Genomic DNA, 25,625 nt, shown 5'->3' with positions numbered 1-25,625 from the left:
CCAAAAGAAATAGAGCCAACATGTTCTCTGGCTCTATTCTAAGTGGTACTATTCAACTTGCATTCCTACTCCTCAAAAGAAATCCAATCACTTAACTGACTAACATCTTCAATTTGGAAAAAGGCTCTCGTATATCTTAGCCACTCGTTTGCATCAACCTCTTTATACGCATAAAGGTTAAAGTATTTTCTTAAATAATCTAAACCTACATCAGCATTTTCTCCAGAAAGTTCCCACAGCTCCAGAGAAGAATTTTCATATACAGATACCACATAAGACATTGGTTGACCTGTATAATCTACAGTGTGTAAATTAGATGGTTTCATTGGACCATGCGATTTTCCCATTTGTAAGAGATCATTCGCTCGCGTAAACGCCGTGCCTGGCCCTTGGTTCTGACCTTTCATAAAAAACAGATATGTGGCATAGTTTGTTAAGGCTTCATCAATCCATGGGGTATAGTATGGGTGATTACTAACCATTCCATAAAACCACTGATGTGCTATTTCATGAATAACTGTGTGTGCGTTAGGGCCACCTTTAGAAACTGTAACAATTCCAGGGTATTCCATTCCACCTTCATCCATAATAATATCTAATTGTTTATGTGGGTATTGGCCAAAGTTTTCATTAAAAAAGAGAAGTGTTTCGGCAGCTAACTCCAGATGCTTTTCACGATGCGAATCATCTTCTGGATAACTAAAAACCCTTATTTCGGTTCCATCAACCTCTCTTTTTGAAACATTCATGTCTTTCATAAAGGTCATATAAAACTCTTTTATATTTTCTCCCGCTAATTTTCCTTCACGACTTTTTTGAATCGGATCATTGTCAGCTGAGCTTGCAATGATAAAATCTTCTGGCAGATGGTAATCCACTGTAAAGTTACTAAAATCACTATGATACGACTCCCCCGCCCCATAGTCCATCTTATCCCAACCAGAATGATAAGGAGATAACATTGGATACCATTGTGCTAAATAAAAGTTTTTTCCCATTTTTGAAAGACGAATTCCATCAGTAGGAACTGTAAAACTATACGAAATCTTTACTTCCTGTTCCTCATTCTGATGTAAAGGGTGTTCAAGTAATATTTGTAGATTATCGTGTTGCAAACGATAGTCAACTGAATTATCATCTATTAAAATTTCTCTTATACTCACGTCCGCTTTGCTTTCTAAGTACTCTGGCTTGTTTTCTTCTGTAAAAGCATTCGGAATAAAATGAAAAATCATATCATCCCATACATCCTGTGATAAATTTTTAACGTTAATCGTTGCCACTACATCAAATACATCGTCCTCTTTCAAAGTAAGATCTAGATGATAGGAAGCTTCATTTTCATTTTCTCTCGTTTGAACCTTAAAAGCATCAAGAGTTTCAAGTGGAAGGCTTTTATCCATTTTGATAGGAGAGGATTTCTTGAAGACAATAGCCTCTTCTACATGCTTTTCCTCTACCTGTTCCTTCTCACCATCTTTAACTTCCGTATTCTCCTCTGATTGATTTACTTCCTCTTCTTTCTTACCATTCGTTTCTTTACTACATCCTGCAACTAGGATTAGTAAAGCCATAAAAGCAAACAGGACCCTCTTCAACAATATCTCCCCTTTTAATCTGTTTATCTATATATTTTTTATCAGAATTCCATTATACAACATTACTAGAAATTTATACCAAATAAACACAAAAACGTTTTACTAGTTTTTAGTGTTGTTGAAATGAAACATTTTACCATAAAATAAGATTACAAGAATATAAGAAGGGAGGGAGATGAAGCGAGTGAAAGGAACTGGTAAATTTAAAATTTCAAAGAAAATGAACGCTTATAAAAACCTACAAAAACCTCTAATCATTCTTAAGAAAAATAGAATGAAAATCGAGGAAAATTTGAACATCTATTACGATGAACAGATAGACCAAAGAGATATAAAACACTACTATCAAACACGCTCTAATCTAAACTATTCATTTAACAAGTTACATGAGTTAGTTAAGAGAACTCATAAAAACCAACTTCCATACTTTCTTAGTAAGGATATGTATTTATATACTTGGGTTGATCTTCAACCAAATGGGACAGTAAAAAGTATTTACTCAGGTATGGTTGAAGACCCTCAAACACTTATTAGGGAAGATTTTAATACGATTAAACAACGTCACGAGATGTTTCAAACCGCTCTAATGAGTACAATGAGCAAGGCTGAAATAAACTTAAAGTTAAAAAGAATTGAATGGGAATTAAAAATGAATACGGAACATATTGTTCCACAATCTTGGTTTGGTGGAAGAGAGCCAATGAAGGGAGATTTACATCATCTGTTTGCCTGCCAAAGAGATTGCAATACCAGCCGTTCCAATTTTCCGTATACCGATTTTTCGTTTTATGTGCCTGAATCACCTAATGAAAGGATTCAAAATCAATGTGGACTAGCCATGGAGGGCTTGTTTGAGCCGGAATATGGAAAAGGGGTCGTTGCGAGAGCCATGCTTTATTTTCTATTGCGCTATCCTAAAGCGATAAAAAAATCGACTCTAAAACGAATGAATTTATCCGTTCTTTTAAGATGGAATCAGGAGTTCGAGGTATCCTTATATGAAAGACACCGGAATCAAGCTATTTACCGAATACAAGGTAATCGGAATCCTTTTATTGATTTTCCGGAACTTGTTGAAAAAATAGAGTTTCCCATTGGGTAAGTAAATGGGAAACTCAAGCTTTTGACTTAATCGTAGCCACTAGCTCTGGTAACTGTCTATAGATCTCAATGACCTCACCTATTCGCATGCGCACTAAACCACTAGATGATGGTGCTACGAAATCAATCGTTCCAGGCACTACTGACTCTTCTTGTTCTCCCCATGGAAGACTCTTTTTTCCACTATACTCCTGATAGACGCCCTTTCCAACAAAACACACAATCTTTGGCTTGTAAGTTAGAATTTTCTCCTTTAACTGCTCTCTCCCCAATTTATACTCTTCTTTTGTAATCTCATCGGCTGCCTTTGTCGGTCTTGGAACAATATTGGTAAGACCATAACCAAGATTCAAAAGCGAGCGATCTTCCGATGTATCAAACTTTCTAGGTGTAATCCCTGCTTCAAAGAGAATTTTCCAAAACCTGTTTGTAGGATTCGCAAAATGGGTGCCAGTCTCACTAGATTTTATACTTGGGTTGAAACCAACAAAAAGAACATCTAATTGCTTTTTAATACGGTCTTCAATAGGCTTCATTAGAGACCTCCGCTTTAATTAGTTTATTGTACTATAACTTTTTTAAGTATTTATTACAAACAACATGAAGACCCGCTCTAAAAACAAAAAACCAGTGTGGCTCTGAAATAATAGAGTCACACTGGTTTTTAGGTACCTTATTTATCCACTGGGGTACCTGGAGATGAAACAGGAGTGTTTACTTGATTGTTACTTGCTTTATATTCTTTTTCCCAGAAGTCAGCATTTGTAATTCCAACCTTCACTGGATCAAAGACTGGATCCTTGCCTTCTTTTTTCTGAGCTTCATAGTCTTTAAGAATCTTAAGTGCAGGTTTTGTTAAAAGTAGAATGGCAATAATGTTTAACCACGCCATACTTCCAACACCAATATCACCTAATGTCCAGGCAAGACCAGCTGTTTTAACACTTCCGTATAAAACCATGCCAAGTAAGACAAATTTTAAAACATATTCAGTCCAAACCCGCTTTGTTTTTTGATTAATATAAGCTAAGTTCGTCTCAGCCATATAGTAGTAAGCCATAATGGTTGTGAAAGCGAAGAATAGTAGTGCAATCGCAACGAACGGAGCACCGAAACCTGGCATTACAGACTCAACTGCTGATTGTGTATATCCTGGTCCAGGTTCCATTTCACCAAGTGTCGTAACAATTGGCGCACCCTCTTCAGGAGTTACGTTATACATTCCTGTAATTAAAATCATAAACGCGGTAGCCGAACAGATAAATAATGTATCGATGTAAACCGAAAATGCTTGAACTAACCCTTGCTTTGCTGGGTGAGATACATCAGCAGCTGATGCTGCATGTGGAGCAGTCCCTTGACCCGCTTCGTTTGAGTAGATCCCACGTTTAACTCCCCAGGCAATCGCAGCACCGATAATTCCACCGAAGGCTGCATCTTGACCAAATGCACTTGAGAAAATAAGTGCTAGAATATCAGGAAGTTGAGAAATATTTAAGAATACGATAATGAGTGCAACGATAATATAGCCTGCAGCCATAAATGGTACTACGAACTCAGCAACCCTTGCAATACGTTTAACTCCACCTAAAATGATGAACGCAAGGACTGCAACAATGACAAGACCTGTTATCCACGGATTAATACCAAATGCTTCTTCCATACCAAGGGCAATACTATTAGCTTGAACACCTGGTAGTAACGCACCTGTCGCTAATACCGTAACAGCAGCGAATAGTACTGCGTACCATTTAATGTTTAGCCCTTTTTCAATGTAATAAGCAGGCCCCCCACGGAATTGTCCATCTTGCTTTTGTTTATAAACTTGCCCTAATGCAGCCTCAACGAATGCGGATCCAGCTCCTAAAAAGGCAATAAGCCACATCCAGAAGACAGCCCCTGGACCACCGTAAGCAATCGCTGTTGCAACCCCAGCAATATTACCAGTTCCAACACGGCCCGATAAGGCTAGTGTTAGAGCTTGGAAGGATGAAATCCCTGCTGATGAGTTCGTTTTTTGAAACATTAATTTCCCTATGTCCCCCATGTGACGAACTTGAAGAAAACGCGTTGCTAGGGAGAAGAATAAACCTGTACCTAAACATAAATAAATAAGTGCTGGACTCCAGATAATACCACTTAGCCAGTTAGCAAATTGTTCCAAAAGTATCCCTCCTTTATTTTTCTTAATTATAATTTAAACCTGTCACAAATTGGAACAAGTTTTTTATAAATATTTTAAATTTTTTGATAAGTGTAATATAATCGTAACGGCAAAAAGAAGAGGTTGGGACATAACTTAATAAACTATAATGAAAGATGAACAAATCTTAATACACTTTGTTACTTATCAATGAGTTAAGTTGGAAGAATAAGTTCGTTCCATTGCGCTGCAGCCACTCGCTTTCCGCGGGGAGGAAGCTGAGCCTCCTCGGCTACGCCTCCGGGGTCTCAGCCTTTCCTCTACTTCCCGCAGGAGTCGAGTGGCTTCCGCTCCATTCCACTAGTTATTAATAATGGTTTGCAGAAGCAACAAATCTATTGAAAACAAATAAATACCCGAACTATTAGGCGAAATATCCATTAAAATATCACCTAATACTTCGGGTTTAGCATTGACTTAGATACTTATGTCCCAGCTTCTACTAACTTTAAACATACCTTTGTAAAAAGCTAACGAGTAACTTATATACTTTAATCGCATTCTCAGTTTTTGAAAAACCATGTCCCTCATCTTCTAGCACAAGGTATTCTACATCCTGACCTCGCTGCTTCATGGCATCGACAATGACATCTGACTCTACTTTTACCACGCGAGGATCATTCTTTCCTTGAATGACGAGCATTGGTTTGGTCATTTGATCAATATATGTCATAGGCGAATCTTCAATTAATTTTTCACGGTCTAATACAGCATCTCCAATTAGCTCTTTGTCTGCAGCCTTCCAATGTTCAGGAGCTGTTTCAATCGTTGTAAATAGGTTACTTGGACCAAATATATCAACAAATGCCTTGAATTGATCCGCATGACGACCGTGAAGGAGCAACGTCATATAACCTCCATAGCTACCACCGACACAGAACCATTTATTTTTTTCTGACTTTCCTTGTTGGTCTAACCATTCCATCCCTGCAATGATATCCAATCTTGGGCCACCGCCCCAGTCCTTGTTTACTAGCTTCATGAAGCTTTCTCCATAACCAGTGCTACCCCTAAAGTTCGGAGCAAACACTCTGAATCCCTGTGTACATAAGTATTGGAACAATGGACTAAATGTTTTTCGTACAGCATGCTGTGGCCCACCATGTGGCCAAAGGACCGTAAATCCATTATCTATTTCTTTCGCTGGAGCAAAATAAAGAGCTTCTATCTCTTTTCCATCAAAGCTTGAGTATGTTAGTACTTCCGGCTCGGTTAAATCCTCTTTCCCAACACCAATAATTCGATGGTCCGTTAGCTTCTCCCAAGTTTTTAAATCAGAGCTGCGGAAAAGGTTAGCAGGCGTTGTTGTTGAACGACCTAAAGCAAATACTGTCCCCTTCTCGCCAACAAGTAGCTTGTTAACCATATCAAAGGGTTTATCAAGCTTTTCTAACTTAGTATCGAAAAGGTCGAGATGGTATAAGTAATCTTCTACGCCACGTTCTGCCACGAAAAATACTCTTTTCTTCTTTTTATCTAATGTTAGACTAGATAATTCATGCCCCTCTATTTCAACAACCTTCTCAAAAGTACGGGTACTTATTTGAAACTTGGCAAGATAACTAAATTCACTCTCAAAGTTTGTAAGTACTAACAGTTCATCTGTATTAAGATAAACTACTTCGTTCACTCGGTGTGATATTTCCTGACTAGGAGTAATTGGAATATGTTCATTGTTGCTTGCTATATAACCAAATGAGCTAGTATTTCCAATTTCTTTTGAATACGCAAACGAAGACTCATCTGGGCTGACCGCATATAAATAACTTGGTCCATCTTCGCCACGAATAAGGATCTCTTTGTCACCAGATTCAAGATTTATTCGACCAATATTGAGGAAGTTTGGATTATCCACACTTGTTATGTAGTAAAGAGTTTTCCCATCTTCGGATAGATCGCCGTAATAAAACTTTTCCCCATCTTGTTTTAAAATGGCTGAAGTTTCTCCACCATTGGGAGGAATCGCATAAATATGATAATCCTCATCTCCATCATGATCATATCCAGTTAAAATATGATGATGTTTGGGGTCGTATTTTACAAATGAGTTCATCTGATTTGCCGTTGTCATTTGGTATGGATAAGGGTGTCCAATCTTTAATTCCCATAAATTATAGTAACCGTTTAAGTTAGTAGAGTAGACAATCTTCTCTTCATTTGGATCTACGTCAAAATCTAAAATATTTAGCGTACGGAAAAAGCTCTCAATGCTTGGGTTTGGAAAGTTGATCATGTTTGTTCTCCTTTGAATCTTTTCTTTATAGTGGTTCAAGCCGTTCTATGTACTGATGACTTTTTATTTTTACCCCACTGTATAGGAGTAATCGTTCCAATTAATGCAATTACACTACTCGCTATCAAAATCCCTGTTAATCCTTTTAGGGCGACAACAGATAATAACCCAAATACGATAAGGTCAAATGCAGAGTCTAAAACAGAAATGAGCGATAGAGTAGTAGCACGAATTTCTGACGGAATTAAATCATTTTTCAATTGTGAATAAATTGGTCTTCTTATCGCTTGGCCCATTCTTAACACAAAGAATGCTCCTATGATAATCCAAAGAGACTCTCCCATCATTGCGGATAAAAATAGACCTATAGCTGCTAGAGCTCCCGTCAAGGTCATTAAAGTCTTCCTTGAAAAATGCTCTGTAAACCAACCTACTGACCGCGACGTAATAAAACCTAGAACAGCGGCTGATGCGTATAATACCCCAATCATCACAACGGGTAGTCCTGCCCCAGTAAAGATAGGTTGATTGAATGCTTCATACACGGAGTCCGCTGGGATGAACACCAGGGTAAAGTTGATAAATAATAGAAGTAAAGTTGGTGCTTTTCGAATTGCCCTTACACCTGAAACCACTTGCTTAAATGGGTTCTCTTTGTAAAACCCTGTATTCTGTGGGCTTTTCACAAAGAAGATCAGTACAAATTCAAATAGATGAAAAATCAATCCGAGAATAATTAACAAAACAAACTGTTCATCCTTTAAATCTTTTGCAAAGTATGCACCAAAAATAACTGCTAAGATCATAGAAATAAATCCCGCAGATTGGATTTTTCCCATCGCAACATCCATACGGTGATGTTGGTTATCCTCTTTTAATGATTCATAGATTAGCGCTTCATCTGCTCCAGAGAAAAAGGTTACGGAGAATCCATTTAATGCGCTAAATAAGAAGAACATCCATGGATCATGGGCAAATATTAACACTACAATACTTATAATTTTAATAACTACCCCGATGAGGAACGATACTTTTGCACCATACCTGTCTGCTACCACGCCCCCTGGAACCTCTCCAATGAGGACTGCTCCACTCCAGAACAATTGGAGCCATAGGATATGTGAAGCTTCTAATCCCCGACCTAAATAAAACAACGTAAGTACGGGTGCAATAAAATTGATGGTGCCAAAAAAACGGACCCAAAACATGACTCGAATATTATGCGAGGAAAGGGTATGTGTTCTCATAAGATGCTCCTAGTTTTTTTCAATCTTCTATTCTTGTAAAAGGATAGAACTCCTTGGCTCCGATTCCTCTTTCAACCATTCTTTTTATATACTTTACTTCGCACTCTAATTGTTTAAGAGGATCTACAGGCTCAATATCTAAGTCACGAGCTAACAAGTCACTATAATGAAATACAAACTTTCGATGTTCAATATAGTATTCAACAAGAAAATCAACTACATCGTTGTTCCAGGAAAATCTGCTTATTTTTATAGTATCTTCCGAGTACTCTGGGAAAATCTCAATACGATTAAACATTTCCTCAATCTGATTTTGAATTTGTATCATCATAATCTTACCTGACTTTCATTTCCTTGGTTACTGTTTTTCTGTAAAGGTCTTTGGTGCTAACACAGCGATGACTTCCCCTGTAGCAACTAGTACGTCATTTGCATAGACTTCAGCCTCTACCTTCCACTTCTTTGGGTGAATTTCATGAACGGTACCAATAGCCTTTAAAGGCACACCATGAGGAGTGGGTTTTTGAAAGCTGACATTCAAAGAGCCCGTAACAAATCGTGGTGGTTGCGCTTCATCTCCTATTTCATGTCCATTTTTATGATGTAATGCAATAGCAGCTGAGCCAGTACCATGGCAATCGATTAAGGATGCCAGCAATCCACCATATACAAAACCTGGAATTGCTATATGCTCAGGTTTTGGTGTATAGATTGTAATGGTCTTTTCCCCATCCCAACCTGTACGGAAATGATGCCCATCTTTATTTAGGCGTCCACAACCATAACACCACGCAAAATCATCTGGGTAATCATCTTGAATTGCTTTTACAACTTGCTCCATTATCACCACTCCTTTTTTTGAATATTTTAACATATTAATAGATATATAGGCTAAACATGATTCTAATAGTATAAAAAGAGCCATTTATCATTTATTATTTAATATATAGATCTGGTTGATTAGCCGGTATTGGAGTTGATGAATATGAATATAACCTATGAAGTTCTACCTGTTGAAAGAGTTGAAGAATGTAGAGATGTCTGTAATGATTTAATGGCATTTCAAAAATCTAAAGCATATATAACACCGGAATTATTTGATTCTATGAATTTTGAAACTCGAATGCTTCCGTCTATAAAAAATGCTAGACATAATTATATCGTTGTGGTTAAAGATCATGGGAAGACTGTTGGTTATGTGTATTCCAATATCTCACCCAAAGAGGCTTACTCAAATGATTTTGCCACTTTCTTTGATATGGCATCTGTCAAACGTGAACTAGTTGGTTGCCTATCACAATTTTATATAAAGGAAGAGTATCGGAAATATGGAGTCGGATCCATGTTATTCAGTATGTCAATGGATTGGTTGAGGCAATTTAGTGAGGTTGAAGATTACTTTATATTTGTGTCAAACGGCAACGCTGACGCATTAGAGTTTTATAAGAGAAAAGGATTTAACGTTAGCCATGATATATTAGATGGATTTATTACTGTTTTAAGGAGTCATAAAACCAAGAGTCTCACAAAAAAATAATTCTTCCCCCAACTGCACCTTGAAAAGAGGTTGCAGTTTTTTAGTCTTATCAGGTTAATGAAAATAGTTCTAAATGTTTACAAAATATAAAATTTACTTTAATACATGCAAAACGCTCCCCCCAGAACTAGGCAAATAGTATAATTTTTCTGAAAAAATTATTAACTTAAACAGATGGAAAAAGTTGATTTGTCAATAGTAATCCATATTTTGTACAAGCTTTACTATGATAAAGGACTGATTTCCCATTTTTTATGCAAACGCTTTCTTAAATATTTGTTTGTGATACATTGATAGTGTGGATTGGTTTATTTTTACTGATTTATAAGCGGTTCTTTATGATTTTTCAAAAGAATTCTTATAGTCCACTACCCGTAAAAATGCAATCGATTGCACACTATCAAAACATTAAAGGAGAGGATAGCTAGTGAAGCGATTTTCAGCAGTATTTTTAACGTTAATCATGCTTTTCAGCCTTTTCAACCCAACGTTTGTGTCACAACAAGCCTCAGCAGATCACGGTACATATGACACAGTTGTGTTAAGAGGAAGTGAGGCACCTCTAGATTGGGCATCAAATAATAATCCATTAGTTTATGATGAGACAAATCAAGTCTGGAACAGTAACCCTATTCCACTAACTGGTGGAAAAACAGTTGAATTCAAGTATGTATATAACGGAAATTGGATGCCAGGAAGCAACTTATCCTTCACTCCAGATCGAACTGGAAACTACATCTTTACCTTCTATCCACATGATGAAAGAAGAGTAGATGTTCATTTTGCCGATAGCTTTGAAGGAAGTATTACGTTAAAGGTAAAAGTGCCCGAAGAAACTCCTGATTGGGCTGTCTTAACTTTGGGTTCAAGTCTAAACGCTTTTAATTACTCATTAACTTCCTTAGAAAAAACCTCTGTAGAAAATGAGTGGGAGCTTGAAATTGGCGGAGTCCCAGGGGAATCAATTGAATATCAATATGCACTAGGATCAGATAAATACAAAGAGCTTCGTTCTACAAATCGTAAAGCGACGTTCTCTAAGGAAGGAACCATTGTAGAGGATGTCATCACTGAATGGGCAGCTATTCCAATCGCCGAAAATGTAACTCACAATTTTAATCATAGTCCGTTTGTCCCTTCGCAAACAGATGATGTCACAGTAACAACGACTGTAGAACACTATGGCCCGATTAATGCAGGGGCTATCTACTTCACAACAGATGGATCCTCTCCAGCTGGAAAACGCGGAGTTGTATCTAACGGAACAGTAGCAGAAGCGACAGTAGCTTCTACAGAACAAAGAGAAAATGGAATCTATGTATCTACTTTAACAGGGGTTATTCCAAAACAAGCAAATCAAACTCGAGTTAAATATAAATTAGATGTTTGGTATACAAATGGTGAGGGATCTCAGTTTGCTGATACAAATAGTTTTGCTGCAGAGGATGCAACTGAATTTGCTTACTACGTGGACAAATTCCAATCACCACAATGGGCTAAAGATGCATCTATCTATCATATTTTTGTAGATCGCTTCCGTGATGGAAACCCGAAAAACAATGATTCATCTGTAGATCCTGACTTATCCTATGATGAGCGTTTAAAAGGCTGGATGGGTGGAGACCTTGCGGGGGTTAAAGAAAAACTTGGATATATCAAAGAGCTTGGAATTAATACGATTTGGATTTCCCCTGTCTTTGAAGGTCCATATTCTCACGGCTATCACCCAACAGATTTTAAAGAAATCGATTCTCGTTTCGGTGACAAAGAATTAATGAAGGAGCTTATTAAAGAAGCTCATGATCAGGGGATAAAAGTTGTCTATGACTTTGTTCCAAACCATTCTTCCAGCAAGCATCCTTTTTTCGAAGACGCTAAAGCAAAGGGTGAAGGTAGTCCGTTTTACAACTGGTACACTTTCACAGATTGGCCGAATGAATATAAAACATTTTATGGTGTTCAAGAGCTTCCACAACTAAACAACGATAACCAAGAAACTCGCAATTACATGATTAATGATGTAGCTCCTTACTGGTTAACAGAACTAGATTTTGATGGATTTAGACTAGACTATGCAAAAGGTCCTAGCTATAGTTTCTGGGTGGATTTCCGTCATACTGTTAAAAAGCTAAATCCGGACGCATTTATTTTTGGTGAGGTTTGGGATAGTCGTGAAAAAATCAACTCATATGCTGGAAAATTAGATGGTGCTCTTGATTTTGGTATGTCAGATGCGTTGGTTAATGTATTTGCAAAAAATCATTCTATGCTTGAACTTAGAAACACGATCCAGGATAATCTCTCAACTTATCCAGAAGAATATGTAACGATATCGTTCCTAGACAATCACGATAAGCCAAGATTTTTATATGAAGCAGGTGGAGATGTTGATAAGCTGAAGCTTGCTGCAGCCACTCAATTTACCCTTCCTGGTGCCCCAGCGATTTACTATGGTACAGAGGTTGGTTTATCACAAAGTAAAGACCACAATAGCGTGGACGAATGGAAAGATCGTTACTATCGTGAAATGATGCCTTGGAATAAAGAAGATCAAGATACAGACTTAAAGAAATTCTATCAAGACATTATTCAATTACGAAATAAGGAAAAAGCTCTACGCACAGGAAGCTTCGAAGAAATACATGTCACTAGTGATGTATTTGTATATGAACGTAACTACAAGAATGATAAATTCTTAGTAGTTGTCAATAAAGGTGACGCTAGAGAGCTATCTATCAATGAACTATACAATCAACCAAACTTAAAATCAGTCAACCTTAGAAATGCATTAGATAAAAAAGACTTTGCTAAGAATAATAAGGGACAATTATCACTTTCAGTAGATGATAAATCGTTTGCGATTTATAAAGTAACTGGTAAGCTTGTAAAGGTTACGGATGATAGTAAAAAGTATTATGAGGTAGTTTTAAGAGGAAGCGAACCTCTTAGTTGGGAAGGAAATAACTTCTCACTATCTTATAATATGAACGAGAAGGTTTGGCAAAGTGATAAGATCGCTTTAACTGCAGGTCAAAGAGTGGAGTTTAAATACGTAATGGATGGCAACTGGTTAGATGGAGATAATCTCTCCTACACTCCAGAAACAGATGGTGAGTATGTGTTTGTTTTTAATGCTCTTGACGAACGAAAAGTGGAAGTAAGAAAAGTGCGTTAATATAGAAGGTGCCTCTTTATAGAAGGGGCACTTTTTTTGAATGATAAAGTAAATGAAAAAAACTCACCTTTCACTAAAGGTAAGTTTTTTTAAGTATGATTCCGACTGGGATCGAACCAGCGACCTCTACCCTGTCAAGGTAGCGCTCTCCCAGCTGAGCTACGGAATCTGGGTATTAATTTTTGTCCCTAACGTTGTTATGAGGACATTAAATAATATATTATTTTTTTCTTTAATTGTCAATGATTATCTACTTATCACCCAAGACTTTATAATGTACACTCGCTTATAAAAAATACAAGATTGTTACAATATTGGGCATTTTATAAATGGAGGTGAGCACAAATGCGTGAGAAAGAAACATTTTTTCCTAATGTAAGCTTAGGAGGAAAGCTACCTAAAGACAAAGGGAAAGATAACAAAGGGCCTGAAAGAAGAGATCAAATCGGTGACAACGATAAGGATTTTAAGACAAACTAGAAGTATAAAAGCAACCATTTAGGTTGCTTTTATACTTTAGCCTCACACTGTAATACCCCATACCTTTTGGCATTCCTTTTAAGTCTAAAACTATTCAAGAATCCGTTACAAATGAATCGCTTTGTACACGGGTTTAAGTCAAACCAAGCTGTCCGACCTTTAAACTCTATCACAGTGATATTTTGCGCGTCCTTCGTAAAAAGTCGTCCTAAGCAGTAGCTATTTTCTTCTTAATCTCTACTTGCTTAATTCGATTTTCATCAATTTTTTGAATCGTGAAATGTAAGTGATGATACTCAAGCGTCTCGCCTTCTTCAGGAAAATGGCCGAGTTCTTTTAAAAGAAATCCGGAAAGAATGTCTTCTTCCTCTGGAATCTTCGTCTTGAACACTTCATTAAGTCGATGTAATGATAATTTTCCGTTACAAATAATATGTGAATCTGTTAGTTCGTCAATAAGAACTTCCTCATGTTCATCTGTCTCGTCTTTAATTTCTTGACCAATCATGGCCTCAATAATATCTTCGTTAGTTATGAGTCCTCTTGTACCCCCATATTCATCAAGGACAACTGCCAAGTGCTTTCGTTCTTTTAACATTTTCTTAAAGACCTTTTCAATTGAATGAAATTCAAATATAAATAACGGCTCATCGTCCATATAATCCTCGATCGTTTTATCCTCTTCAATGGACCAAGAGAGCAATTGTTTTGAATGGAAAACTCCTACAATATTATCCATATTATCTTTGTAAACAGGATATCTCGAGAAGCGGTGATTCATGACAATCTCCCTTGCTTCCTCAAAAGTGGACTCTAACGGAATTCCTTCCATTTCGACCCGAGGAGTTTTTAATGCATCACGAACATCTAAGTCGTAGAAATCAATAACCCCTTTTATTCTCTTTGTTTCTTCGTTTTGAAATGTTCCTTCACTTGAAGCTATGTCAACCATGGTGATTAACTCTTCTCTCGAAAAAGAAACCTCTGTTTCCTGACCTTTTGAAATCATTTTTATAACTGCACGAGTAAACATGGACAGTAGAAACGTTAATGGCTTAAGGATTAGCATTAATACTCGAATCACAGGAAATACAATATAAGCGATTTTATCAGCAAAAGTGGCTGCAATGGATTTAGGCAACACTTCTGCAAAAATGATTAATACAACTGTTAGAATCCCAGTCGCAATCCCAACATTAAACCCATATTGAATGGCAATGATTGTCACCAATGTTGGTAGCATAATATTTGCTATGTTGTTTCCAATTAATATTGCAGTTATCAACTCGTCCGGTCTAGTCACAAGATTTAATAACTTCTCTGATTTCTTATCATTGTTTTCCGCTTTCGTCTTAAGCTTCATTTTATTAACAGCCGTAAGTGCGGTCTCACTTCCTGACAAGAAAAAAGACATTAGTAAAAAAAAGATGATCGCAATAAACACTAAAAAGCCTCCATATCATGTATAAGTTGCCAAAAATATGTATTGATTCCCTATATATAACACAAACAGGTTGGTTAAATCAAAACCTAGCTACTATAAAAAAAGAGTTCTCCCATCGAGATGGAAATAACTCTCTGTTAAAGTCTGGCCTGTTGTTCAATAAGGTTTAACTTTGGTTGCAACAAATCCATTTTCCCCGTTAACGAATGTAATTTCCAACGACCTTTTATCCTCATTGATTAATGCCGACAGCTTGATTACTATTTCGTAAGTCATCCCAGGCTTCATTTCTTCTGAAGGTTCGTACTGAGCTTCTTTTGTAATTGAAACGATTTCAACACCGTCATACTGAGCAACTTTCATATTGTACTTTTCCTTAATAGCTTTTGAAATTTCCCCATGTAATCCTTGAACGATGATTTCTTCCATTAACTTTTTATCTGGTTGCTCACCTAAAGCGGAAAATCCCCATAAATGCGAAAATAAAAATACGAAAATAAAGGATACAAGTACTCTTCTCATAGTGTCACCTTCATAATATTATTCATCATTTTATTTTTCGCAAGAATAGGCAGTTTTATTAATCTTTTTTTGAGTGACTTAGGTTTAGTACAAAATTATCCTAATGTAAGACTATAGATATATTGCTCACCAATGCGTCCGATTTTTCTTCTGTATGTATCTGTAAAGCCTACCTTTTCATATAGCTTTTGTGCTGGAATATTCTTGTGATTAACGGCTAGAACAACCTCATTACAATTAGGAAATTCTTGAGTGATGAAATCTCTTAATAGACTCATCCCTTTATTCGCATAACCTTTCCCCTGTTGAGCGTAATTAATGGACAAAGCCGTTAGTAGCATCGCTTTCGGATTATCGCTATATTCTTTCACTCGCTCACTAGAGTGAAGGACAAAGAAGCCAACTGGCTCCCAATCACTTAAGATGACAATTGGATGTCTCTCCTCTGTAACTTCTAACATTTCAATAGGCATCGCTGTAAACTGTTCTTGCTCAGCTGGCAATTCAAATTCACCTAATTTTTCATTAAATTCTGCAGTATACCTTTTTAACCTGATTTGCTTTTGACTATTCATCCTAAACCTCTCCATCTAAAAATAGGATATTATTTCCTTTTGTATTGTAACTAGATTTTAGGTTTTAAGCTACTAATTTGAATTTCTCCTAATAAAACAGGGCTGCAACTTTGAACTGCAGCCCTGTTTCTTACTTTATAGGAATTTTCACTTCTAGTTCTTTAATCTCACGATAATCTGTTGCAAATGTTCCAACTCTTAAATTTTCTATTGGTTCATCTGTTTTAAATTTCGCTATATGTGATCTTTGATAATAATTCATATCCCCATAATTTGTAGGATTTATTGTTGTTTGCCCGTCTCCCATTAGGTAGATAGAGTTACGATATAATGGAAGATTCCCCTCGATATCGTAATGAATCCAAATTTCTCCCTGCTTTTTTTCTACCTTCTGAATTCGAATTCCTGCATCTTTTTCTTGTTCAACTAAGAAAGGTGTAGTTGTGGAAAGTGGGGCACTTTTTTCTAGCTCGTGCGGCTTCCCTTCATAAGAGCCTCCCCATGTTCTCATAACGATTGTTTTCAATGTTAAACTTTCAGGCAATTTCTCTAAATTTCTAGTTGGGGCAATGGTTAAGATCGGTGAATAGTTATCACTTAATGTATGATAGACAGGGATAACTTCATTAAACTCATTCAAAACCTCATACATCATCATTGGTTCACTCTCATCAGTAATCATTTCTTGAACAATATCAGTATGATAGATAGGATTCTTCACACTTGTATAAATTTTTGTTTGAGTTGGTGAGAAGATCACTTCTTTAACGGACATCTTCGTATTAGTCTTAGCGTAGGTTGAACTAACATTTGGCTTAAATTTCTTAACTAAATAATCCGACTTTGCAACAGGAATACTAAATTCCCAATCCCCTTCAGTTTGGCCTATTTTTTGAAAGGAAGCATCAAGCTGAAAAGTATCAGGGAGATTTCCCTTTGGTTTTAATTGAGCGATAACTTCTTCTTCATTAGGCAAAAGTGTATGGTCCCCGTATCCTTCTAGTTTAAAAGATTTCTCCACACCATTTACCTTTATTTTTAAATTTCCAGGGTCACTATTTTCACCTGTTACAGTTTTACTATCTGATTTTGCAGTGTAATGAAGGTAAATAAATTTTCCGTCAAAAAGTACATTATTTACCGTTACCGATATCCCGTTGTCTGTAATCGCTTCGTTTAGCATGCTAAATGTATGATTAATGTCCCCATTTCCTGACGTTAAATTTGAATCTTTATTAGTTAGCGTCCCGTTTGAGCTATTAATAACCTGATTAAGTAAGATGGCTGATCCGATCATTAAGAATGTAGCTGTTAAGGCTGGAATCACTACTTTTGGAAATAGCCTCTTTAATCGAGTACTAGACTCCTTTGATTTATTGCGATTTAAGCTTGCAAAAACATTTTCTCGGTCCTCTTTCGTAAAGGTAAGTTTTTCTTGCAAATTGCTATTAATCATTTCTTCTTTTAAGTTATTGTAATTCCCATTCATTGGATAAACCCTCCTTTAATAAGATAAGATTCAAATTCGATTTAGCCCTTCTTAAACGAGTCTTCAACGTGTTAATGGTAATCCCTAATACATCAGCAATCTCTTTTTGTGATAGTTCCTGTATGTAAAAAAGAAAGATTACCTCTCTATATTTTGCCGGTAACTTTATGACAGCATTTATAAGGCTCTCCCTATTCTCCTTTTCGAAGAAGGTACTTTCAGGTGTACCTATGGTTGAAGCTGTTTGGTCCTTAATAAAACCACTTGGGATAACCCTCCTAAAAAAAGATGACCTTAGATGATCTTTACACTCATTAATCGTAATTCTATATAGCCATGTCTTGATGGTTGAATTTCTACGGAATGATTTTAAGTTGTAATAACATTTAATAAAAACATTTTGAACAATATCTTTTGCGGTTTCTACGTTCTTTACATAGGAAAAAGCGAGAATACCGAGCTCTGTTCCGTACGTAACCATGATTTCCTCTAATAGAGCGTCGAGGTCTTCGATATCTTCCGTGATCAGTGTATCTATGGTTGAAAAAGCCATGTAACTGTCCTCCTTTATTGAACTCATAATTTAGACGGTACAGATGATTAATAGGAGTTCATTTTTATAAATCATTTTTTAGGTTTGCAAATTCACGTTGTCCATACATGAATAGATGTAACAATTTTCGTTCGACGATACATTCTGAATATTTTAATCATTAGTAGGCTTCCCAGAGCGAAGAACGAGAAAAAAGCATTACCTCAAGTGTAATGCTTTGTTAGATGCTATTCATTAATACTTTAACTTCGGTACCTTTGTTAGGTTCGCTTTTAAAGTTAATGGACCCATCCATATTTTTAATTAAACTCATTACTACCATCATACCAAGCCCAGTACCCTTTTCTTTCATAGAATAAAAGGGAGTCCCTAGTCTTAAAATTTCTTCTTTTGTCATTCCTATTCCCTGATCTTCAATTGAAACGACCACATGATTCTTTTTCTGAAACAAACTTATTCGAACATCTCCGCCATTTGGCATGGATTCTATTGCATTTTTCACAAGGTTCACAAAGCATTGAAGTAATTTATCTCTGTCTCCTTCGACCCATCCTTCTTTAAGGTTTAATACAATCGTTACATTATGTAACAGCGTGTATGGTGAAAGTAATTGTGTAACTTGCTCTAGTACTTCCTTTAAATTTACTTTTTTCCTTTTATGTGCTTCAGGTTTTGCAAAAGTTAGATAGTCATCAATAATAGAAAGTGCTCTGTCCATTTCATCCCTTGAGATCTTTGTATACCTCCTGCAATGATCTGGGACGATCTCCTCTAGTAATTGAATAAAGCCCCTACTTGCTGTAAGGGGATTCCTAATCTCATGTGCTAATGAAGCTGCTAATTGGCCAATTACATGGAGCTTCTCGTTATTGACCATCGTTTCCCTTAATTGGAAACCTTCTAACATTCTTTCAACGATGTATACACAAATAGCAATGACTACACTGTTGATAAGGACAAATATTATGTAAAAATTCATGAATTCATTTTCAAGTATAGGAACACCACTAAATTTGTCCATAACGGGTCCTAAAAAAGAGCTTATTCCAGCTATTGAAGTAGCTATGACAATTCTTTTCTTCAAGCCTGACTCATCAAATTTCTTTTTTAATAGGATCATAGCGATAAAGATTAATGCATAGACAATGAAACTTAAAATAACACCTATTCCACCTATCATGACTCGATAAATGAGCATCCCAATCGTGAGCGTAAGTCCAATCGGGATACTTCCATAAAAGGTTGCTAATATGATTGGAATTTTTCTAAGATCATAAATATTCCCTGGCTCTAGTGTAAAAGGATAGGTCATCACAAAAAATATACAGATTGCCCCTGTGGCAAGGATTAATACATTTTTATTATTCTTTTTCCTTCTAGGATTTGACCAATATATATGAATAAAAAATATGCATAGCAGTACAATTAATATATTCATAATTATGGGGCTAGTATCTATCAAATTAAACACCTCATAACTTGTTGAAATAAAAGTAAGAACGATAAAATGAATCAGTCAAATAAAAAACTACACCATTCGACAAGTTTCCACTTAAAAAATAGAGGTGTACTACACCTCCAACTAGAGTTATTTGTATGACGGTGGACCGGCAAAAAAAGATTGAATCCAACCAGCCTTATTATTATATCATTTTTTGTAATTTATGGTTATTAATTCAATTTTTTAAAAACAATCTGTTATGTAACACGAACTTTTATTTCAATCGTTAATTCTCCCCATGATTACTGTATTGTAAAATTTGCCGTCGGAGAGTATTTTGTCTTTAATAAGGGTGCCTTCAATTTCAAATCCAAGTTTTTTATATAATCTAATGGCCTTCTCATTTGTTTCTAGAACTTGTAAGGTGATTTTCTTAATACTATTATGATCCGCCCAATTCATTGATTCACTTAATAAGTTTTTTCCAATCCCATATCCCCAAAACTCCTTCAATACACCTACTCCGAATTCAACTTTATGAGAAAATCTTTTTAATTGGCTTCCTTCGCATCTTGAAAACCCTACTAGTCTATCACCAACTTCTGCAACTAAAAACAGATTTCTAGGATTTTCTGTATCTCTCTTAATGAGTTGTTCAAATCCTACTTGATCTATAAATGCTTCCCCTGGTTCTCTATCTAGAAATTCTGTCTCTCCATCAATTTGCAATCTTAAATCTGCTAGCTGCTTCGCATCCTTTTCAGACGCAGATCTAACAATATAATTTAACTCATTTACAAAATATTGCTGCTTTTCGATAATCATCCTATTCCCTCAATTCACACGTTAATTTCTATGGTAAATAACGGAAAGAATAGTTTATCATATGGTGAATATGTTGGGAACAAAAATCTTTGAGATCTACGGATAATCTTGTTATTAGTTATTAAGAGGTTTATTAGGTCTATTGGGACAATAGAAACAAGTTGGATCTTCGCACTTACTTTCTTTCCATTCATTACAATATGCACAAAAGTAAGCATCAAACTCATCATAATAGATTAGATTTGCCTGACAGTTAGAACAAGTTTGCTCTTTATCAATAAACCCCTCAATCTCAGTACCATTGATAATTACTGAGTACTCTGTTTCAACAATTTTCATATTGCACCTCTTTATTAGTGAATGTTTAAACTATAACTTAACAAAATGGTCGTATTTTAATAATGGGACCGTTTCAAGAACATTTAAACGACTACAATGTTTAACATCTTTAGAAAAGCCTCTTTCACGTAACTCTCTTCCACTTCCGCAATCCCATATTATGTTCTCAATTTGGCTTTCAACACCTTTAAATGCACTCATACACACAAACGCTTCTGGAGATTTGTCTCCCTCTAAATAGGATAATATGGCTCCTGCCCCTAAGTAGTCCTCAATGGCCGGTCTCAAGCTATCTTCATTCTCTTTACTATCTTGCCATTTTTCACCACAAGGTATAATCGTTATATTGGATTTGGTTCGATTACTTAGTTCACTTGCGCATCTTGCCACCGATGATGCGTTTAATAAAGATCCCACCAATAGTGCTGGTACCCTCGATGCAATCCAAGTACAGTAAGCACCATTAAGTGAACATAAGACAAATTTTCTATTAGAATGGGAAGAGTTAAAACTCATTGGAGATAATGTTGCCTTTCCTTCACTTGCCGCCTCTGCCCTTCCATAGATAAACTCAGCCTCGTTATCATTCGCATACTTTTGACCATCTAAAGATGGCGGGTATGGGAAGATTTCTGCACCAAAGTGAACGGCAGAAATGACTGTTGAGGAAAAGCTAAGGACATCAACAATAACAGTAACATCTCCTCTCTCCGCTGCTTCTCTGGCCCCACGTTTGCCCCATTCCACTCTACATTTATAGGGAGATTGACTAAACATAGAATCACCTCTTCTTTCTTGTTCTCCTCCTAATCTTGAGCTAAAATCAAGTAAAAATATAGACTTATAATTCAATAAATGGTAATATATAACATAGGATTCTATCCAAAAAGCCCTTTCCTGCTTGGAAAGGGCTTTTTATTTTTGGCTATACTCTTAAGCTTTGTTTCTACATAAGTTGGATGATGCAATCCAACTTCGGACTCTGGATGCTATGATCAGCGTATCTCTGTCTAATGTCCTGCTAACTTCGAACTTTGGATGCCTGGATTAGCTTATCTCTGTCTGAAGTCGTGCCAACTTCGAACTCTGGATGCTGAAATTAGTGGAACTCTGTCTGAAGTCATGCCTACTTCGAACCCTGGATGCTGGGAATACCGTATCTCTGTCTGAAGTCGTGCCAACTTCCGACTCTGGATACTGAGATTAGTGGAACTCTGTCTGAAGGCATGCCTACTTCGAACTCTGGATGCTGGGAATAGCGTATCTCTGTCTGAAGTCATGCCTACTTCGGACTCTGGATGCTGAATTTAGCATAACTCTGTCTGAAGTCATGCCAACTTCGAATTCTGGATGCTGAGATTAGTGGAACACTGTCTAAAGGAGTGCTAACTTCGAACTCTGGATGCTGAAATTAGCATTTTTCTGTCTGAAGGCATGCCAACTTTGAACTCACGATTCTGGTATTAGCTTATTTCTGTCTAAAGTCATTCCAACTTCGGACAGTAGATACTTGATAAATGGCAATCCTGTCAGAAGCTAACGCAATTAAAATGATGAGACAATTTGCTTAACACCAATTATACCCATTTTATTTCTGTTTCTTAATATAAATTGCACAAACAACCTTATTTTTATAAATAACATTTACCTTAACAGCCACAAGCACTATACTGTGGCTGTTTTTCTATTTAACTCTTTTTACATTAACTATTCATAGGAAGTTAATTTGGATCAGCAACTGAAACCAAACGTGTCTCATTCCAATTAGGCGCGAAAAAGTATCCTATTTTATTACCAAATAAAAACAGAACAAACATTCGTATAAATATTGAATAAAGAACATATATTCGTATATACTATTAATAAAAAACAGATAAGAGGTGAGTACACATGGTCAACGGATTATTAGAGCGTTCATTAAGGGAAAATATCGTTTTGGAAATGATCTACCTTTCCAATCAGAATCAAATTACACAAAGAAGAATTATTGTGAGGGAAAATAAAGATTCTTCATTCAGAGCTTTTTGCTACTTACGCAAGCAAACTAGAATCTTTAAAAAGGAAAACATCCTTTCTATTTCTCAATCCAAATATCAAACCAATTGGAGAATTAGTTAATTCATCACAAAATAAAAGGCTCTTTTCGTAAACTTTGTTGCTACTTAAGGACTTTAAACTGCTTTTAAACGGATTATGGTGCTGTTTTCTTTATTTTGGGAAGAAAAGATGCCACGGAGCAGCATAGAATCCGTGTTATAGAACATATACGGATAGCAACAATCTATGCTAAAACAGCCAAATAAAAAGAAGCTCTCATAACTGAGAACCTCTTTTCATCGTAAAATTAGTTAGCTGTTTGTGGTTTGATGGTATTTTTGTCTTTTAAGATAAATTGCAGAGCAACAAGTGCAATGAACATAAGCAATCCAACTATATCTGTGTAACCCTCTGGATAGATTAGCAAAATACCTCCGATAATCCCACCGATTCGTTCTAGCCAATGAAGCTTTCTCATCCAGAAACCGATAATCCCAGCACCAATGGCCATCATACCTGATAATGCTGTAAACACAACCCAAATGAGATATGTCCAAGTTGTATCGATCATTAATAGTTCAGGAGATAAAACGAACATATAAGGGATAATAAATGCAGCAATGGCTAGTTTTGCTGAATTAACCCCTGTTTTTATTGGTTCTCCACCTGAAACCCCAGCTGCTGCAAAGGCTGCTAATGCAACTGGTGGTGTAATATCAGCAATGATACCGAAATAGAACACAAAAAGGTGAGCTGATAAATCTGGAACACCTAGTAAAATAATCGCAGGAGCTGCTATTGTAGATGTAATAACATAGTTTGCAGTCGTTGGCGATCCCATCCCTAGAACGATTGCGGTAAGCATCGTTAACATTAAGGTTGGAATTAATAATCCGCCAGCAAGATCTAACAAACCATTAGCAAGTTTTAAGCCTAAGCCAGTTTTTGTTACAACCCCAACGATAATACCTGCTGCTGCAGTAGCTGCAGCAACCCCTAGGGCTGTACGTGCACCATCAACAAGAGCCTCAATAATCCCTCTAAAACCGATACGAGTCTCTTTACGAATTGCACTTACTAAAACAGTAATTAAAATTGACCATAACGCAGCACGAGTAACACTCATTCCTGACATTAAGAGTACAATAACCGCCAGTATTGGCGTTAATAGATAAATTTGCTTAAGCACTGCTTTTCGATCAGGCATTTCTTCTTTTGTTAAACCACGAAGACCAATTCTCTTTGCTTCGAAGTGAGTCATGATCCAAATTCCTGCAAAGTAAAGGAGTGCTGGAATCGCTGCTGCTTTTGCAATTTCCCAATACGTAATTCCACCGATAAATTCTACCATTAGGAACGCTGCTGCACCCATGATTGGAGGCATTAGCTGTCCACCAGTAGACGCAGCTGCTTCTACTCCACCGGCAAATTCTTTTTTATACCCAAGCTTTTTCATCATTGGGATTGTGAATGAACCTGATGTTACAACGTTTGCTACTGAGCTTCCACTTATTGTTCCTTGTAGAGCACTCGAGAAAATGGCTACTTTTGCTGGTCCCCCTGTACTTCTACCTGCAATCGAAACAGCTAAATCGTTGAAGTATTGACCAACACCTGTTTTGACGAGGAAAGCACCAAATAATAAGAACAAGAATATGAAAGTAGATGATACGGCAAGCGGTGTACCTAATATCCCTTCAGTTGTGAAGAACATCGTTTGTACGAGTCTTTCTAGTGATAAACCACGATGCGCTAAAAAGCTCGGCATGTAAGGACCATATAGAGCATAGAGCAAAAATAGTCCAGCTATAATTGTGATTGGCAATCCTACTGCTCGACGGGTTGCTTCTAACACTAAAATAATAGCTGCTAAGCCGACATAGAAATCTAGGTTCGTCATAATCCCTACTCGATTGACCAACTCATCAATCATAATTGGCCAGTACGCCCCTACTCCAATAGAGATGACAGCTAAGATGACATCATACCAAGCTACTTTATGGTTTCTTCCTCTGTCCTTTTTCCTTGCTGGGAATAATAAGAAAATAAGAGCTAAAGCAAACCCTAAGTGAATCGTACGTTGTATTTGTGCAGTAAAAACTCCAAATATCCCTGTATAAAGTTGAAACAAGGAAAACGCTAGAAGGCCAAAGAATACAATCCAGCCAAAGATACCAGTCAAATGTCTAGTACCAGCTTCTGGATCATACTTTTCAAGCAATTCCTGTTGCTGCTCTTTAGATAAAGTTTCTCCATTATTACTCAAGGATGTTCACTCCTTTCAATTGCTGAATAATATTTAATTTTTCCGCCTTTATGCGGACCCATGTTCCAGGTTCAATAGTTTTTGAAAGAGGGTAATCTTTCTTCTGAAAAATTACAGTATGATTGGCACGTACCTGTCCAATCCTCAAATCAAACGATGGAAACAAATTGTTCATATTCTTAATATAATATTTTCCATCCTTTTGTTCAAATCGTTCACCTTCAGACGCATTTTCTGGCATGCCAATTGAAAAATGCTCGAATTCAAGTTCGTATTGCTTAATTTGTCCGTTATTTGTGATTTGATAACTCTCGATTACGTCGGATAAATGAATGGAATGTGTATACTTGATTTTAAATGTTTTATCCTCAGATAAAGGAATGTAGGCAAGCACTTTTCCGGTGTTTTGGTATTGAAACACCAGTGCTTGTTTATAAGGGATGACAATCAATATGGCGATGAATGTAAAAATGAGGGTTAACAGAAAGATGGTTTGAAACTTTATTTTCTTTTTCATGTAAACCCCGCCTAATTAAACTTTTTGATGAAGGCTCTATTCG

The 25,625-nt window shown here is 36.5% G+C and carries 23 protein-coding genes and 1 tRNA gene; 5 read left to right on the top strand and 19 right to left on the bottom strand.

Annotated features, from left to right (window positions below; translation table 11 throughout):
- Positions 1-65 precede the first annotated feature (65 nt).
- Positions 66-1,598, bottom strand: a complete 1,533-nt coding sequence (locus ACFYKX_RS07605) for a M1 family metallopeptidase (RefSeq protein ID WP_389359675.1) — start codon at positions 1,596-1,598, stop codon at positions 66-68.
- A 175-nt stretch (positions 1,599-1,773) separates the two neighbouring features.
- Between ACFYKX_RS07605 and ACFYKX_RS07600 the strand changes: the two genes are divergently transcribed.
- Entirely contained in the window at positions 1,774-2,700 is a 927-nt protein-coding gene (locus tag ACFYKX_RS07600; RefSeq protein WP_389359673.1) for an endonuclease I family protein, read from the top strand.
- A 13-nt stretch (positions 2,701-2,713) separates the two neighbouring features.
- Here the strand turns inward: ACFYKX_RS07600 and ACFYKX_RS07595 are convergent, their stop codons facing one another.
- The 6 genes from ACFYKX_RS07595 to ACFYKX_RS07570 all read right to left on the bottom strand — a co-directional run bounded on the left by ACFYKX_RS07595 (position 2,714) and on the right by ACFYKX_RS07570 (position 9,223).
- The gene (locus ACFYKX_RS07595) at positions 2,714-3,235 is read right to left on the bottom strand and encodes a mismatch-specific DNA-glycosylase (protein ID WP_389359671.1); all 522 of its coding nucleotides are present in this window, start codon (positions 3,233-3,235) and stop codon (positions 2,714-2,716) included.
- Positions 3,236-3,372: 137 nt separating this feature from the next.
- Positions 3,373-4,863: an alanine/glycine:cation symporter family protein gene (locus ACFYKX_RS07590; RefSeq protein ID WP_389359669.1), complete on the bottom strand. Its 1,491-nt coding sequence runs from the start codon at positions 4,861-4,863 to the stop codon at positions 3,373-3,375.
- Positions 4,864-5,350: 487 nt separating this feature from the next.
- Complete coding sequence (locus tag ACFYKX_RS07585; RefSeq protein ID WP_389359667.1) at positions 5,351-7,135, bottom strand: S9 family peptidase; 1,785 nt, start codon at positions 7,133-7,135, stop codon at positions 5,351-5,353.
- Positions 7,136-7,170: 35 nt separating this feature from the next.
- Complete coding sequence (locus ACFYKX_RS07580) at positions 7,171-8,382, bottom strand: MFS transporter (protein ID WP_389359665.1); 1,212 nt, start codon at positions 8,380-8,382, stop codon at positions 7,171-7,173.
- 19 nt (positions 8,383-8,401) lie between these two features.
- The gene (locus tag ACFYKX_RS07575; RefSeq protein WP_389359663.1) at positions 8,402-8,713 is read right to left on the bottom strand and encodes a hypothetical protein; all 312 of its coding nucleotides are present in this window, start codon (positions 8,711-8,713) and stop codon (positions 8,402-8,404) included.
- Positions 8,714-8,740: 27 nt separating this feature from the next.
- Positions 8,741-9,223 (bottom strand): PaaI family thioesterase, encoded by a 483-nt coding sequence (locus ACFYKX_RS07570; RefSeq protein WP_389359661.1) that lies wholly within the window; start codon positions 9,221-9,223, stop codon positions 8,741-8,743.
- 144 nt (positions 9,224-9,367) lie between these two features.
- On the opposite strand from ACFYKX_RS07570, the gene ACFYKX_RS07565 reads away from it, so the two are divergent.
- Positions 9,368-9,919 (top strand): GNAT family N-acetyltransferase, encoded by a 552-nt coding sequence (locus tag ACFYKX_RS07565; protein ID WP_389359659.1) that lies wholly within the window; start codon positions 9,368-9,370, stop codon positions 9,917-9,919.
- 427 nt (positions 9,920-10,346) lie between these two features.
- Positions 10,347-13,094, top strand: coding sequence for an alpha-amylase family glycosyl hydrolase (locus ACFYKX_RS07560; protein ID WP_389359657.1), 2,748 nt, complete (start codon positions 10,347-10,349; stop codon positions 13,092-13,094).
- 96 nt (positions 13,095-13,190) lie between these two features.
- Here ACFYKX_RS07560 and ACFYKX_RS07555 read toward each other — a convergent pair.
- Positions 13,191-13,263 (bottom strand) — tRNA-Val (locus ACFYKX_RS07555).
- A gap of 176 nt (positions 13,264-13,439) precedes the next feature.
- On the opposite strand from ACFYKX_RS07555, the gene ACFYKX_RS07550 reads away from it, so the two are divergent.
- Complete coding sequence (locus ACFYKX_RS07550; RefSeq protein ID WP_389359655.1) at positions 13,440-13,574, top strand: hypothetical protein; 135 nt, start codon at positions 13,440-13,442, stop codon at positions 13,572-13,574.
- Positions 13,575-13,782: 208 nt separating this feature from the next.
- On the opposite strand, the gene ACFYKX_RS07545 is transcribed toward ACFYKX_RS07550, so the two are convergent.
- The 9 genes from ACFYKX_RS07545 to ACFYKX_RS07505 form a co-directional block, all read right to left on the bottom strand.
- The gene (locus ACFYKX_RS07545) at positions 13,783-15,018 is read right to left on the bottom strand and encodes a CNNM domain-containing protein (protein ID WP_389359652.1); all 1,236 of its coding nucleotides are present in this window, start codon (positions 15,016-15,018) and stop codon (positions 13,783-13,785) included.
- A gap of 156 nt (positions 15,019-15,174) precedes the next feature.
- Complete coding sequence (locus ACFYKX_RS07540) at positions 15,175-15,540, bottom strand: hypothetical protein (protein WP_389359650.1); 366 nt, start codon at positions 15,538-15,540, stop codon at positions 15,175-15,177.
- Between the two features lie 95 nt (positions 15,541-15,635).
- Complete coding sequence (locus tag ACFYKX_RS07535) at positions 15,636-16,115, bottom strand: GNAT family N-acetyltransferase (RefSeq protein WP_389359648.1); 480 nt, start codon at positions 16,113-16,115, stop codon at positions 15,636-15,638.
- Positions 16,116-16,245: 130 nt separating this feature from the next.
- Positions 16,246-17,604 carry a DUF4179 domain-containing protein gene (locus ACFYKX_RS07530; RefSeq protein WP_389359646.1) on the bottom strand — a complete coding sequence of 453 codons (1,359 nt, stop codon included), beginning with the start codon at positions 17,602-17,604 and terminating at the stop codon, positions 16,246-16,248.
- Positions 17,585-18,157, bottom strand: a complete 573-nt coding sequence (locus tag ACFYKX_RS07525) for a sigma-70 family RNA polymerase sigma factor (protein WP_389359644.1) — start codon at positions 18,155-18,157, stop codon at positions 17,585-17,587. The genes ACFYKX_RS07530 and ACFYKX_RS07525 overlap by 20 nt, the downstream gene beginning before the upstream one ends.
- 220 nt (positions 18,158-18,377) lie before the next feature.
- Positions 18,378-19,619, bottom strand: coding sequence for an ATP-binding protein (locus ACFYKX_RS07520; protein ID WP_389359642.1), 1,242 nt, complete (start codon positions 19,617-19,619; stop codon positions 18,378-18,380).
- A gap of 258 nt (positions 19,620-19,877) precedes the next feature.
- Positions 19,878-20,423 carry a GNAT family N-acetyltransferase gene (locus tag ACFYKX_RS07515; RefSeq protein WP_389359640.1) on the bottom strand — a complete coding sequence of 182 codons (546 nt, stop codon included), beginning with the start codon at positions 20,421-20,423 and terminating at the stop codon, positions 19,878-19,880.
- Between the two features lie 114 nt (positions 20,424-20,537).
- Positions 20,538-20,762 (bottom strand): hypothetical protein, encoded by a 225-nt coding sequence (locus tag ACFYKX_RS07510; protein WP_389359638.1) that lies wholly within the window; start codon positions 20,760-20,762, stop codon positions 20,538-20,540.
- A 30-nt stretch (positions 20,763-20,792) separates the two neighbouring features.
- Positions 20,793-21,539 carry a 2-phosphosulfolactate phosphatase gene (locus ACFYKX_RS07505; protein WP_389359636.1) on the bottom strand — a complete coding sequence of 249 codons (747 nt, stop codon included), beginning with the start codon at positions 21,537-21,539 and terminating at the stop codon, positions 20,793-20,795.
- A 1,113-nt stretch (positions 21,540-22,652) separates the two neighbouring features.
- Between ACFYKX_RS07505 and ACFYKX_RS07500 the strand changes: the two genes are divergently transcribed.
- Positions 22,653-22,880 carry a hypothetical protein gene (locus ACFYKX_RS07500; protein ID WP_389359634.1) on the top strand — a complete coding sequence of 76 codons (228 nt, stop codon included), beginning with the start codon at positions 22,653-22,655 and terminating at the stop codon, positions 22,878-22,880.
- Between the two features lie 226 nt (positions 22,881-23,106).
- Here ACFYKX_RS07500 and ACFYKX_RS07495 read toward each other — a convergent pair whose 3' ends face one another.
- Positions 23,107-25,065, bottom strand: coding sequence for a TRAP transporter permease (locus ACFYKX_RS07495; protein WP_389359632.1), 1,959 nt, complete (start codon positions 25,063-25,065; stop codon positions 23,107-23,109).
- Positions 25,058-25,582, bottom strand: coding sequence for a DUF1850 domain-containing protein (locus tag ACFYKX_RS07490; protein WP_389359630.1), 525 nt, complete (start codon positions 25,580-25,582; stop codon positions 25,058-25,060). Before ACFYKX_RS07490 ends, ACFYKX_RS07495 begins: the two co-directional genes overlap by 8 nt.
- Between the last annotated feature and the right edge of the window lie 43 nt (positions 25,583-25,625).

Origin of the sequence: Cytobacillus spartinae (assembly GCF_042865285.1) — a bacterium.
GTDB lineage: Bacteria > Bacillota > Bacilli > Bacillales > Cytobacillaceae > Robertmurraya_A > Robertmurraya_A spartinae.
Note: the sequence above shows the minus strand (reverse complement) of the source record. Positions and strands in the feature narration are given on the sequence as shown.